Annotated in this window: 13 protein-coding genes and 1 tRNA gene; 5 read left to right on the forward strand and 9 right to left on the reverse strand. The window is 61.4% G+C overall.

The window, feature by feature from the left end; genetic code table 11:
• Nucleotides 1-120: 120 nt before the first annotated feature.
• Nucleotides 121-1035 carry a DMT family transporter gene (locus ACVIW0_RS00830; protein ID WP_461350587.1) on the forward strand — a complete coding sequence of 305 codons (915 nt, stop codon included), beginning with the start codon at nt 121-123 and terminating at the stop codon, nt 1033-1035.
• A 57-nt stretch (nt 1036-1092) separates the two neighbouring features.
• Here ACVIW0_RS00830 and ACVIW0_RS00835 read toward each other — a convergent pair whose 3' ends face one another.
• The 3 genes from ACVIW0_RS00835 to rplU all read right to left on the reverse strand — a co-directional run bounded on the left by ACVIW0_RS00835 (nt 1093) and on the right by rplU (nt 2630).
• Nucleotides 1093-1689, reverse strand: a complete 597-nt coding sequence (locus ACVIW0_RS00835) for a GNAT family N-acetyltransferase (RefSeq protein ID WP_461350588.1) — start codon at nt 1687-1689, stop codon at nt 1093-1095.
• A gap of 170 nt (nt 1690-1859) precedes the next feature.
• Complete coding sequence (rpmA, locus tag ACVIW0_RS00840) at nt 1860-2129, reverse strand: 50S ribosomal protein L27 (RefSeq protein WP_028336337.1); 270 nt, start codon at nt 2127-2129, stop codon at nt 1860-1862.
• Nucleotides 2130-2249: 120 nt separating this feature from the next.
• Nucleotides 2250-2630: a 50S ribosomal protein L21 gene (gene rplU, locus ACVIW0_RS00845; RefSeq protein WP_375785906.1), complete on the reverse strand. Its 381-nt coding sequence runs from the start codon at nt 2628-2630 to the stop codon at nt 2250-2252.
• 356 nt (nt 2631-2986) lie between these two features.
• Here rplU and ACVIW0_RS00850 point away from each other — a divergent pair, with 356 nt between their 5' ends.
• Nucleotides 2987-4135: an ROK family protein gene (locus tag ACVIW0_RS00850; RefSeq protein WP_461350589.1), complete on the forward strand. Its 1149-nt coding sequence runs from the start codon at nt 2987-2989 to the stop codon at nt 4133-4135.
• 448 nt (nt 4136-4583) lie between these two features.
• Here ACVIW0_RS00850 and ACVIW0_RS00855 read toward each other — a convergent pair whose 3' ends face one another.
• Nucleotides 4584-5447 (reverse strand): alpha/beta fold hydrolase, encoded by an 864-nt coding sequence (locus ACVIW0_RS00855; protein ID WP_461350590.1) that lies wholly within the window; start codon nt 5445-5447, stop codon nt 4584-4586.
• Nucleotides 5448-5657: 210 nt separating this feature from the next.
• On the opposite strand from ACVIW0_RS00855, the gene ACVIW0_RS00860 reads away from it, so the two are divergent.
• Together ACVIW0_RS00860 and ACVIW0_RS00865 are read left to right on the forward strand one after the other, a co-directional pair.
• A tRNA-Ser gene (locus tag ACVIW0_RS00860) sits at nt 5658-5747 on the forward strand.
• A gap of 172 nt (nt 5748-5919) precedes the next feature.
• Nucleotides 5920-6168, forward strand: a complete 249-nt coding sequence (locus ACVIW0_RS00865; RefSeq protein ID WP_461350591.1) for a GIY-YIG nuclease family protein — start codon at nt 5920-5922, stop codon at nt 6166-6168.
• 182 nt (nt 6169-6350) lie between these two features.
• On the opposite strand, the gene ACVIW0_RS00870 is transcribed toward ACVIW0_RS00865, so the two are convergent.
• The 5 genes from ACVIW0_RS00870 to ACVIW0_RS00890 all read right to left on the reverse strand — a co-directional run bounded on the left by ACVIW0_RS00870 (nt 6351) and on the right by ACVIW0_RS00890 (nt 9730).
• Nucleotides 6351-7058 (reverse strand): hypothetical protein, encoded by a 708-nt coding sequence (locus ACVIW0_RS00870; protein WP_461350592.1) that lies wholly within the window; start codon nt 7056-7058, stop codon nt 6351-6353.
• Nucleotides 7059-7146: 88 nt separating this feature from the next.
• Entirely contained in the window at nt 7147-7377 is a 231-nt protein-coding gene (locus ACVIW0_RS00875; protein ID WP_461350593.1) for a hypothetical protein, read from the reverse strand.
• 160 nt (nt 7378-7537) lie between these two features.
• Nucleotides 7538-8122, reverse strand: coding sequence for a protein-S-isoprenylcysteine O-methyltransferase (locus ACVIW0_RS00880; RefSeq protein ID WP_461350594.1), 585 nt, complete (start codon nt 8120-8122; stop codon nt 7538-7540).
• Between the two features lie 231 nt (nt 8123-8353).
• Nucleotides 8354-8893 (reverse strand): SGNH/GDSL hydrolase family protein, encoded by a 540-nt coding sequence (locus ACVIW0_RS00885; protein WP_461350595.1) that lies wholly within the window; start codon nt 8891-8893, stop codon nt 8354-8356.
• A 123-nt stretch (nt 8894-9016) separates the two neighbouring features.
• Nucleotides 9017-9730, reverse strand: a complete 714-nt coding sequence (locus tag ACVIW0_RS00890) for a hypothetical protein (RefSeq protein ID WP_461350596.1) — start codon at nt 9728-9730, stop codon at nt 9017-9019.
• A gap of 385 nt (nt 9731-10115) precedes the next feature.
• Between ACVIW0_RS00890 and ACVIW0_RS00895 the strand changes: the two genes are divergently transcribed.
• Nucleotides 10116-11345 carry a hypothetical protein gene (locus tag ACVIW0_RS00895; RefSeq protein WP_461350597.1) on the forward strand — a complete coding sequence of 410 codons (1230 nt, stop codon included), beginning with the start codon at nt 10116-10118 and terminating at the stop codon, nt 11343-11345.
• The last annotated feature ends 330 nt before the right edge of the window (nt 11346-11675 follow it).

Raw genomic sequence — 11675 nt, forward strand, 5'->3', positions numbered from 1 at the left:
TTGCCGGGATCGGCTACCGGTATCGCAGCGATGCGGGTGCGGCAATCCGTTCAATTCGTCATGCCCGGGCTTGTCGCGGGCATCCACGGCTCTTAAACCGGACGGCCCGGGAATCCCTCCATGAGCCTGTTCGCAAAACTGTCCTCCTACGACGATCGATCGGCGCGGCTCGCCGGCATCGGCTTGATGCTGCTGTCGATCTTCATGTTCTCGTTCGGCGACGCGATGGGCAAATTCATCGTCGCCACCTATTCGGTCGGGCAATTGCTGTGGCTGCGCGCCTGCGCGGCGCTGCTCGTGCTGCTGCCGACCGTGTGGCAGCGGCGCGCGGATTTTCTGCATCTGGAGCGACCGTGGCTGCAATTGCTGCGGGTCACGCTCTCGACGCTGGAGGTCGCGGCGTTCTTCCTGGCGACCGTCTATCTGCCGCTCGCCGACGTCATCACCTACTACCTGGCCGGGCCGATCTTCGTCACCGCGATGTCGGGCCTTGTGCTCGGCGAGCATATCGGCTGGCGGCGCTGGACCGCGATCCTGGTCGGCTTTTGCGGCGTGCTGATTGCGCTCAGGCCATCGGCGCAGACCATCAGCTGGCCGGCGATGATTGCGCTCGGCGGCAGCCTGTCGTTTGCGGTGTTGATGCTGATCACCCGCTCGCTGCGCGCGACGCCCGATATCGTGCTGGCGACGTCGCAATTCGGCGGCACGTTCATCCTGGGCCTGGTGCTCTCGCCGTTCGGCTGGGTGACGCCGTCGGCCGGCAGCCTGGTGCTGTTCTTCACCGCCGGCATCACCTCGGTCGCGGCGCTGCTCTGCGTGAACCGCTCGCTGAAGCTCGCGCCGGCCAGCGTGGTGGTGCCGTACCAGTATTCGATGATCGTCTGGGCGGTGATCTTCGGCTTCGTGGTGTTCGGCGACGTGCCGTCCTGGGCCACCATCGTCGGCGCCGCCATCATCATCGCGGCCGGCCTTTACATCTTCGTGCGCGAGCAGCAGCTCGGACGTCCGGACTCCGCGGTGAATCCGCCGGCGTGACCGATCGTCGTCCCCGCGCGCTCGCGGGGACGACGATCGTTGTTGTGGATCGAGCCTTCAGCTCTCCCGCCGGGTCGAGTTGTTCCAGCTCTTCAGCGAGGTCCAGACGCCGCGTGACAGGCGGAAGGCGTCGACCGGGCTCGAGGAGCCCAGTGCCTCGAAGCGGTGCAGCTCGACGCCGCTCCACTGGAAGCCGCACTTCTCCAGGATGTTGCGCGACGACGGGTTGACGACGCGGGCGCCCGCGATCAGCTGGTCGAGATCGAACTCCTCGAAGAAGTAGTCGATCACGGCGCGCGCGGCCTCGGTGCCAAAACCCTGGCCCCAATAATCGACGCCGAGCCAGTAGCCGAGTTCGGCCGATGTCTCCTCGCGCCAGTCGATGCCGACCATGCCGATCGGCGTGTGATTGTTCTCGATCAGGAAAACCGTCTCGCGGCCGCGGGCGCCGAGCGTGCGCACGAAGTCGATGGCGTCGTCCTGGGTATAGGGATGCGGCAGGCGGCGGGTGTTCTCCGCGATGCGGCGGTCATTGGCGAGGCGTGCGATGGCTTTTACGTCCGCGAGCGTCGGCTTGCGCAACGTCAGCCGTTCGGTCTCGAGGACGCAAGTTCTTGCTTCGCGCAAGGTCGGCGTCGGAATGTTCTGCAACATGTCGAGCTCCTGTGATGCGAAAAATCGGTACGCAACGCTTGGAACGTCACGCGCGGTCGAACCGGATCGCGCGCAACAAAAAGGGGAGGCCGGTCATCCCGCCTCCCCTTGGAGCCCTTTTCGACTCCGCCGGTTCAACAGGACCCGGCGGACTCGTATGTGTCCACCGTCTACTCGGCCGCTTCCGCCATCGGGATAACCGATACGAATGTGCGGCCGTTGGCTTTGGCACGGAACTCGACATGACCCTCGATCTTGGCGAAGAGGGTATGGTCGGTGCCCATGCCGACATTAAGGCCGGGATGCCAGGTGGTGCCGCGCTGACGCGCGATGATGTTTCCGGGGATCACGCGCTCGCCACCGAACGCCTTGATGCCAAGGCGCTTGCCCTTGGAATCACGTCCGTTGCGCGATGAACCGCCTGCCTTTTTGTGAGCCATGGCTCGTCTCCGACTTCGCTTTGATCTCTAGATCAATTCCTTGACGGAATCATTTCACGTTTTGTCACGCTTCACATCTGAAGGCGCGACGATCATTTCTTCTCGCTTGCCGCGGTGGCCTTACTCGGCTGCCTCTGCTGGCGCTGCGACCTTTTCCTTCTTCGGCCGCGGGCCGATGGTCGGCTTGGCGTTATCGGCGAGGATCTCGGTGATGCGAAGCACCGTGAGCTCGTCGCGATAGCCGCGCTTGCGGCGTGAATTCTTGCGGCGACGCTTCTTGAACGCGATCACCTTGGCGCCGCGCTTGTGCTGCAGCACTTCGGCCGCAACGGTGGCGCCTGCCACGGTGGGCGTTCCCAGCACCGGCGTGTCACCGCCGAGCACCAGAACTTCGCCTAGCTGCACGATCGTGCCGACATCGCCGGCGATCTTGCCAATCTCGAGTACATCATTCGGAACGACGCGGTATTGCCGGCCGCCGGTTTTGATGACTGCGAACATCGTTTGATTCCTTCGTGTTCGATCCCGGCCTCGGACGGTTCGCCCGGGTCGGCTTCTTGTTCAGTCGCGATGGGTTTCGTGTTTTGCGCGAGGGGAATCAATTCCCAAATGGCCCGCACAAAAACAATCGGCGCGAGAAATTCCCGCGCCGGATGGCCGCACTTATAGCCGCAAACGACGGGGAGTCAAGGTAAAGCAGGGCAAAAACCGGCCAAGGATGAAGGGTTTGGCGCGATTTTGCCCGAATCGCCACCTGACCGGAGCTCTCGGCACTGCCGGCGGCTCCGCCGCGCGGACAGCAACCATTTGAGTTCCCGGTGGTTAGTGGAGGAAATCTCACGGGCAGGCACGCGCGAATGGCAGAAGACGCTGGACTGACCACGGGCATCGCGCACCACGGTGCGGCGCGGCTGCCGTCGGTCGATATCGACAGTTTCAACATCGAGCTGAAGGACGACGAGGGCTTTCTCGGCGATCGCGCCTCCAAGGGGGCGTTCCGCGAGATCTTCGACCGCTGGCGCAAGCCGCTGCGCAAATCCGGCGAGGATCCGTTCGGCGACGAGCCGTCGGACAAGATCGGCAAGAAGAAGCTCGACGAGATGCTGGTCGGCGACGACACCGAGGCCTCCGCGGTCGTGCATAGCGCGATCGAGGAGTTCGCCCAGGAGCTCGCCTATGTGACGCGGCGCTTCCTCAACACCAAGGCCTGGGCCAAGACCGAGCGCATCGTGGTCGGCGGCGGCTTCCGCGACTCCAGGCTCGGCGAGCTCGCGATCGCGCGCACCGACATCATCCTGAAATCGGAAGACTTCAAGGTCGACGTGCTGCCGATCCGCTTTCATCCCGACGACGCCGGCCTGATCGGCACGCTGCATCTGGCGCCCTCGTGGATCTTCGAGGCCCATGACGGCGTGCTCGCCGTCGATATCGGCGGCACCAATATCCGCTGCGGCGTCGTCGAGACGCGCTGGAAGAAGGCGCCTGATCTCTCCAAGGCGGCGGTCTGGAAATCGGACCTGTGGCGCCATGCCGACGACGAGCCGACGCGCGAGGGCGCGGTGAAGCGGCTGGTGAAGATGCTGAAGGATTTGATCGCCGAAGCCGAGAAGGAGAATCTCAAGCTCGCGCCGTTCATCGGCATCGCCTGTCCGGGCGTCATCAAGGAGGACGGCGCAATCGAGAAGGGCGCGCAGAACCTGCCCGGCAATTGGGAGAGCAGCAAGTTCAACCTGCCGGCGAGCCTGGTCGAGGCGATCCCGCAGATCGGCGATCATGACACCGCGATCGTCATGCACAATGACGGCGTGGTGCAGGGGCTGTCCGAGGTCCCGTTCATGCAGGATGTCGCGCGCTGGGGCGTGCTGACGATCGGGACCGGGCTCGGCAATGCCCGCTACACCAATCGCAGGAAGGACAACGGCAAAAGCGAGAAGGCCGAGAGCAAGGACGACACCGGCGACAAGAATGAGAAAAAGGCCAAAAAGGCCAAGAAAGCCGACGCTTGAGCCGCGCGTGCTCGGGCGATCGCGCGTAAGGTCGATCGGTTAGCCCGTAGCCCGGATGGAGCGAAGCGCAATCCGGGACAGCAAACCACCGCGTCAAGACCGCCCCGGATCGCGCTGAGCCTGTCATCGGGCGCGTTCGCCGGCCCGTTGGCTCCATCCGGGCTACGGGTTCTCTTTCCCTTCCCCCTGAAGGGGGAAGGTCGGGATGGGTTCGGCCGCAGGCGACGCTCCCGGATGGCCAAACGGGTCGCGCCACGGCGTGCCGATGACACCCGGTAAGGTTGATTGGTTAGGTTAAGATCGGCTTCGCGTTGCCGTTTCGGCCCCGGCCGCTACCGTGGATCGTGTCGCTCCCGCCGACCGGCGAAGCCGCACTTCCCGGCCTGCAATACTAAAAAGCGGCACGGGACCGCCAGTTTTTGTCGCGTCCTGGCGGTCCCACCACTTTCTACCTCCAATTGATCCGCGCAAAGAAGCCGGCGATCTCGGCGGCCGCGCGGTCGGGGTCCTCGCGGTGCGGGAAATGCCCGACATCGGGAAACATCTTCAGATCCAGATTGGAGAAGGTCTCGCCCAGCCGGTCAGTCCACGCATAGGGAAACAGCGGGTCGTGCTCGGCCCAGCGGATGCAGGTCGGCACGTCGATCGGCGGCAGCGCCGGCGCCTCGCCCTGCATCATCTTGACGCGCCCCGCGTGCGACGCGCGGTAATGCGCGAAGCCGCCGGCGAGGTTGCCGGGCTTGAAGAAATTGTCGGCGAAATCCTCGAGCACGTCGGCGAAGGCAGCCTTGCGATGGCTCCAGTTGTGCAGGAAATGGCCGATGTAAGTGCGACAGCTTTCCCTGTTAGCGCCGACCAGCGCGGGCGCCATCTCCATCTGGTGGAACGACTGGTACCAGATGTGGTTCAGCCGATCCGGCGCGGCCATCCGCGCGCCAATGCCGGGATAGACGAAATCGAACAAGAACAGTCCGGCGATTCGCTCGGGCGCCTTGCGGGCGAGCGGCTGCATCACGGCGCCGCCGACATCGTGGCCGACCATGCCGGCCCTGTCGATGCCGAGCGCATCCAGCAGCGCCAGCATGTCGTCGGTATGCTGATCGGGACCGTAAGGGCCCTGCGGCTTGTCGCTGTCGCCGAAGCCGCGCAGGTCGGGCGCGATCAGGGTGTAGCGGTCGGCCAGCCGCGTCATGACAGGCTTCCAGGTCAGCCAGAATTCCGGCCAGCCGTGCAACAGCAACAGCGGCCTGCCGCTCCCGGTCCGCGCGACGTGGAACGCCGCACCATTGGCTCGAATCGTCACATGCTCCATGGCCCGCTCCTGCTCATTCCGGTTCGCGGCGGCGATCGAATCAGCGCCGTCCCGCTAGCGCGTTGTTTCCGCGCGCTTTGTTGCGCCGCCCCGGCATTTCGGTGGAGTGGCGCGCCGGTGACGGAAATATTATTGCAGCGCCTTGTCTGTCCCGCCAACCTCGCCTAGAACACGCCCCGACCGCGGGTGGCGCAAATCACCCGGGCCACTGGAGAGGTGGCAGAGTGGTTGAATGCACCGCACTCGAAATGCGGCATAGGTGCAAGCCTATCGGGGGTTCGAATCCCTCCCTCTCCGCCACCCTTCGCCCTGCCGGGCTTCGAGTGGCAGGCCACCCTTTCAAACCAGGGCGAAGGGTGTCTCCCGAAGCTTCGTAGAAGCGTAGGGAGACTCTGCCGGCATACTCGGCGGGCTACTTGACCATGTGAGGAACGTCTCCCGAAGGTCCGCGACAATCGCGGGGGGCCATCGCTTGTGGTACGTCTACTTTCTCGAGCTAAATAACGACGACGTTTACGTCGGCTCGACCGACGACCTTCGCCGCAGAGTTGCCTCCCACCAACAAGGGCATGTCGTCTCCACGCGCAAGTTCCTGCCGATCGTCTTGTGTTCCTGCGTCGCGGTATCGGATGAACGAACGGCGCGCGAACTCGAGCGCTATTTCAAATCCGGCTCCGGAAAGGCGTTTGCAAAAAAGCGCTTTCTCCGAAAGTCAGCCTAGCGGGCGCCACGGGGCGTGACGTCCCAGCACGACCAGCGACATCCCAACTCTCAGAACCGCTCGCCTGACGCTGCGTCCTCAGATGATCGAGTCGCTTGCCTTGCGCGACTGGGCCTCCGGCGGCAGCCGCGATCAGCGACAGCCTTGGCGCGCCTGTGTTTCGAACAGCCTTTGTGAGAAAACTATTGATCCGAAGCGGCCAACTGCGCGGTTTGGCGCCCGCCGTTCAAATCACGTAACTGGTTGACGTATTCCTCAGGCTTCAACAAATGGAATGGAGCCTTCAAGCCCATGAAGTTGGCGATGCGACCGATAAAGGCCGTGCAATTGGTCGTTTCCGCATTCCAAACAGGCGAGGTCGCCTGGAGGTGCTTGATATACGCAAAAACCTTCTTCGCGTCGGCCTCACTCAAGTAGACGCGATAGCTGGCCGTCAAATACTGCTCGTCGAGGTCACCGTAGCTCGCTCCGGTTTCCGAGGGCACCCAGGTAAGATGTCCCAGCACGTAAGGCAGGACATCGCCCGCCGGGTGCAGCCCCGCGACCTCGACCTGCTTCTCGCTTGTCTTGCCGAACCAGACAAACGCATGTCCGTAAGAAGCCGCCGTGCGGGCACGAAAGTCGACATAGTACGGCCCTTTGGCCGAAGACCTTCGAGCCGGCTTCGCGGCTACTTCGGAAGCGGAACCGGTTGGACCAGCGACGGCCGCTGCCACAACCGACCTCGTCGAGGGTTTGCGCGGCTTGTCCTGCTGCGGCGGCGCTTGATCCGTTTGCGCAGCCAATTGCTGCGCATGACCGATGCCGGCTCCCAAAGTCACGGAAGCCACAACGACACCAATTCCGGCGAGCAGTTGCAGGCCGCTCCGTTTCCGACTGGATTCTGGCACGTTCAAGCCCTCACAAAGGTAGTAAGCCCCAACCCCAAGCAGCGCCTTCAGCAAAGCTGAAGGGTGCGCTGCCTGAGCGATCCTCGAGCTAACCCTTCGTTACGAGCGGAGCAGGGGCTTTTCCAACCGGGTACTTGCCGACCGGGTACTTGCCAACCGGATACTTGCCGATCGGCATCTTGCCAACCGGCGCCGTGGCAGTAACCGGCTGCGGATGAGGAAGGTCTGCCGCGCTGGCAGCAGCCACAAAACCAAACGTCGCAACTCCAGCAACCAGGAACTTCAACATCGTCATCTCCGAGGTGGATAGCGTGAACATGAACAGCTTACCCTCCAATAGCGATGGCGTAATTAACACTGTACGCAATCTGGCGCCCGCACGGTCGTTTCCTTGCCGAGTGTGACAAAAACGGCACGACGTCGGTGCTTGGGTGAGTATCCGGACGCGAGAATTGCCAAGCGTCGTTTTGTAAGCCGGTTCAGAACAGCCGCGGCAAAAGGCGTCCGGTCCGCGCCATATATGCGCGATACTCGTCGCCGAAGGCGTCCACCATCATCTGCTCTTCTTTGGCAACCCGTCCGAAAAACAAGGTTCCAAATCCGATCAGGCCGGCGAAACCGGCCACCCAGTTCGGCAGCAGCAACGCCTGCGCGACAGCCCAAAGCCAGAACGCGGTATACATCGGATGGCGAATTCTCCGATAAACGCCGTCTGTGATCAGGCGATGATTTTCCCGCACGTCGAGGCTTACGGACCAATTCCGACCAAGAGCTCGGTGAGTCAGCCGGAACATGACCAGTGCCGCAACCGCGACGAAAACGCCCAGCCAGGCTTGAGCTGGCCGGAAGGCGTATGATGCGAAATGAGGCATGGCCGTCGCGATGTAGATGAGCGGCACAACGCCAAGCCCCGTGAGCGATATCAGCAGCAGGGCGTTTTCGCGCGAGCCTCGGGCGCTCGTCGCGACCTTTTCACGGCGAGCACGACGGGCGTATCGGTAGCGGATGAGATACCAACCGACCGCCATCATCACGAACACGAACTTGGCAATACCGGGCGTCATCGTGGACTACGCGCTTGATTCGCTGGCGCGCTATCTTTGCCGATCATCGAAAGGGTGCCGTCCTTGGCGAGCGTCTGAGATCTGACAGAAACAGGCCTGCAGACCGACATGAACCAATCATACAGGGCTTGCGGGTCGTTTCCATCGATTAGTTGGCTGTCCGACAGGCGGATCCCGGCCGGATGCATTGCCGGGTCGTTCTTTTGGGCCGGCCGGCATGGCAAGGCTTTTCTATCTCGCGCGGGATGAACCCACGGTGGCCCTCCGGCCTATCTCCAACACGCGCGGGAGCAACTGCGACGCTATGAAAGCATGCCCGGCAGCCGTGAGGTGAATGAGGTCGAAAGTGTAGTACTGCGGAGGAATCTCTTCGTCGTACAAAATGACTTTGATGGCGCGATCACGGAGCCGCCGCTCCATCGCCGCGATGTTGGCTGCCCGCTGCTCCTTCGAGACAAGGAAGCGCCGATCGTTGCCTCCAGGCTGCAAGATGACGATGTCGGTTCCCTTTGGCACGTCGCTGTCAATGCGCTTGAGCATCCCGGCGGTGGTGTCAAAGGGCACCCCGGCATTGGCGACGGTCGCGTTGACGCCCTTCTCTCTCAGCAGCGCTTCCAGCTTGGCGGGGTAGGCGCCTTGCTTCCCGACGTACCAGCCCTGGGTGTTGCTTGCGCCGACCGCCACGATGTGAATCGGCTTTGTGAAGGCTGCGCACACGGCCGCCGCGCAACACATGGCGATCGCGACTGAGAGTTTTCCAAATGGCGTCACCGAGTCCCTCCCCCGGCTTGAAGTGGTCAAGAAACGACACCGACACCGGGCTCATTCAGGGACCCAATCTAAAGCCTCACACGTACGTCAACTCCAACTTCAAACTGTCCTTCGGGCAGTATGCTAGGAGTTGGTCGAAGCCTGGGCTGCAGGTGAAACCAGGTTCGAAGGACCCTGATTTCTGCGTGGGTGCGCGACAGCCGATCCGATTGACCGGATCTTTCGTAGAACCATGCTGTGCAGCGCCGGGTCCTTATCGATGTTGAAGTGGGTGATGTTTACGTCACGAACGTAAAAGTTCGTCAGCTCACCCCGGAAGCCGGGTCCGCGACCGATTCGAACGCTTTCACCCTTGTACAGATTCAGAACGCGCCCGACATTGGCCGATGCCAGATGCGACGATGTTCCGTCGAATGGAACAACCAGAGCAACCGGCACGCCCATTTGGCCAAGGTACTCTGCCATCGACATCACGGCATCTGCACCAAGAGAGTGCCCCACCAGGATGATAGGCCCGCGCTGGCCCGCCCTATATCTCACGATGATGTCGTCGGCGACGCTTCGCCACTGGGTGTGATTTGCGACAACCGCGGCAACGCCAGCCGCCTGCAGCTGGGCTGCAAGGCTGTCCATGCCCAACGAAAAGACGTTCAGCAGTCCGCGGAACAAGTAAACGTGCGCCGTAGAAGACTGCAGTCGAGCGGGCGAATTTGTCGATCTCAGCGCAACCGCCGTTCCGGGCTTCGCCTGAGCTCCGTTGCTCAAAAGCAAGCTGCTTGCAAAAACAATCATCAAGCCGGCGCAAATCAGCGCCGTGCCGTAACGCAATCGCTCCATTGTCAGAATCCTCACCCTCAGGTCGAGCCGCATTAAATCAGACTCGCGAATCGTGACAATCCATGAACGGCCTCGAAAAGCGCGTTGAGGCGCACAATTGGCTCACTGTCGCGGATATGCCACAGGAAGAAAGTGATCGCGCCGCGACCGTCAGGGCCCTCCACGTCAATGCCGCCAAAGGACGCTGCACTTTATTTGATCGAGCCCAAACTCAACGAGTGCCACCCCACGGACGAAGTGGTAATTCTACAGGTCGAGGTCCGCGTCGTCGATGTCAGGTTCACCAAGGACTGCGGTCAACGAAGAGGCACCACCAAAGCACTCATTAAATTCCGTGTTTCAGAATGAATCCCGATCAATTTCTTTCCAGAGTTCGAGTTGCTCGATGATCCAGCGACGGCACGTCTTCCACATCGGTGGTTACGATCCGATCACCCCCGAAGCGCAGGTCGAACGTTTGCGGCGTTCGCTCTCGAGCTTGCAAAAAAACTGGGGCGCTTCTTCACGGCTGTCGGAAATATCGAACACATCTGCAATTAGCGCTTCATGCAGCCTGGAAGCATGGGGGCCAAACTGGAAAACGCACGTCACCTTCGAAATGCTGCGCTGGGACGATCTCATTCGCGGCAATTCGAAAGTCGGCCTCGGGCGTCGTCTCGTTCAATCGTTGAAGGCGCTGTTCGATTTCGTCATAACGGGAACGATATTCAGATATGCGATCGCAAGCTGGAAGTACGCTCTCTTTTTCATCTTTCCATATTGCTGTCTGCTATTGATCGCATTTTGCAGCGTTGGGCTGTCATATCTGCTGATGAGGCTCATACACGCTCCATTCTGGATTGAATTGCTGCTTGGCCTTTCCTTGTCGCTTGCCATCTTCGTCGGCGCGATGCTCTGGATCGGACCAAAGCGCAGGATCAATCACATTCTCGATGATGCCGTTTTCTCCCACCAATTTCTTTACGGGCAGAAAAGCGAACTTGATCAGCGGCTCGGCGCTTTCGCGAACCTGATATCAAGAACGATTCGGGCCGCGGAAGTTGACGAAGTTCTGATTGTTGGCCATTCCCTTGGCGCCGCGCTCTCGATTGTGGCGATCGCACGCGCGCTCAAGTCGGATCCTCTGCTCGAAACGTGCGGACCCAAGCTATGCCTCCTCACGGTGGGCGCTACCATTCCCAAATTCTCGCTGCATCCGATGGGCGGCCAAATACGGGAAGCGGCGCAACTCGTGGCCGGAACGCCAGCGATCGACTGGGTCGAATACCAGGCACGCGATGACGCAATCAGCTTCTATCGCTTCGACCCCGTCACCCTGAAGCGCGTCGGCCGAGACCATTCAGGTTGCCACCCGAGGATTCGGCGCGTCCAGATACATTCGATGGTCAGTCCGATCCGCTTCAAGCGTCATCGCTTCAACTTCATGCAGATCCATTATCAGTTTCTGATGGGAAACGATCAGCGTGCGCCCTACGACTATTGCATGATTACTTGCGGACCGCTCGACTTCGACGTTTCGACGTCACCGTGCGGAGCGGTTGAGCTGTTCGCGGCGGACGGTTCGGTGATGACGACCGAAGTCGATGATCGGCTGGATGCGTCATGCCGAAAATAACTTAGCGAATCGCATCTGCCGGCAGTTGCCGGCACCAGGTTGCTGCCATTGCAGAAGCCAAGACAAGGCAGCGCGTCGAAACCTGACATGCCTCCGAACCGTGATCCGGAGCATAATACCGCCATTCAGGCCGCCGCGGTGGCCGCGGGCTCCTTTGCATGGGGTTGTTTTCGCCATTTTGGTTGGAGCGGTGCTGCCGGCGTGATCGACCCTTGCCGAGGGTGACCTGACAATCCGATCCATCGTCACCGGCGTCGGTAACCTTAATTTTCCATTTCGATTGTCGGTAAAATTTTATCGATTATCCTCATGACCATTGAGCGGCGTGAC

The sequence above is a fragment of the Bradyrhizobium sp. USDA 4454 genome (genome assembly GCF_054822705.1).

Excerpts from the sequence above, each read along its gene's own strand:
- ACVIW0_RS00830 (WP_461350587.1), top strand. The coding sequence starts at position 121 with ATGAGCCTGTTCGCAAAACTGTCCTCCTACGACGATCGATCGGCGCGG.
- ACVIW0_RS00835 (WP_461350588.1), bottom strand. The coding sequence starts at position 1,689 with ATGTTGCAGAACATTCCGACGCCGACCTTGCGCGAAGCAAGAACTTGC.
- rpmA (WP_028336337.1), bottom strand. The coding sequence starts at position 2,129 with ATGGCTCACAAAAAGGCAGGCGGTTCATCGCGCAACGGACGTGATTCC.
- rplU (WP_375785906.1), bottom strand. The coding sequence starts at position 2,630 with ATGTTCGCAGTCATCAAAACCGGCGGCCGGCAATACCGCGTCGTTCCG.
- ACVIW0_RS00850 (WP_461350589.1), top strand. The coding sequence starts at position 2,987 with ATGGCAGAAGACGCTGGACTGACCACGGGCATCGCGCACCACGGTGCG.
- ACVIW0_RS00855 (WP_461350590.1), bottom strand. The coding sequence starts at position 5,447 with ATGGAGCATGTGACGATTCGAGCCAATGGTGCGGCGTTCCACGTCGCG.
- ACVIW0_RS00875 (WP_461350593.1), bottom strand. The coding sequence starts at position 7,377 with ATGTTCACGCTATCCACCTCGGAGATGACGATGTTGAAGTTCCTGGTT.
- ACVIW0_RS00880 (WP_461350594.1), bottom strand. The coding sequence starts at position 8,122 with ATGACGCCCGGTATTGCCAAGTTCGTGTTCGTGATGATGGCGGTCGGT.
- ACVIW0_RS00890 (WP_461350596.1), bottom strand. The coding sequence starts at position 9,730 with ATGGAGCGATTGCGTTACGGCACGGCGCTGATTTGCGCCGGCTTGATG.
- ACVIW0_RS00895 (WP_461350597.1), top strand. The coding sequence starts at position 10,116 with ATGATCCAGCGACGGCACGTCTTCCACATCGGTGGTTACGATCCGATC.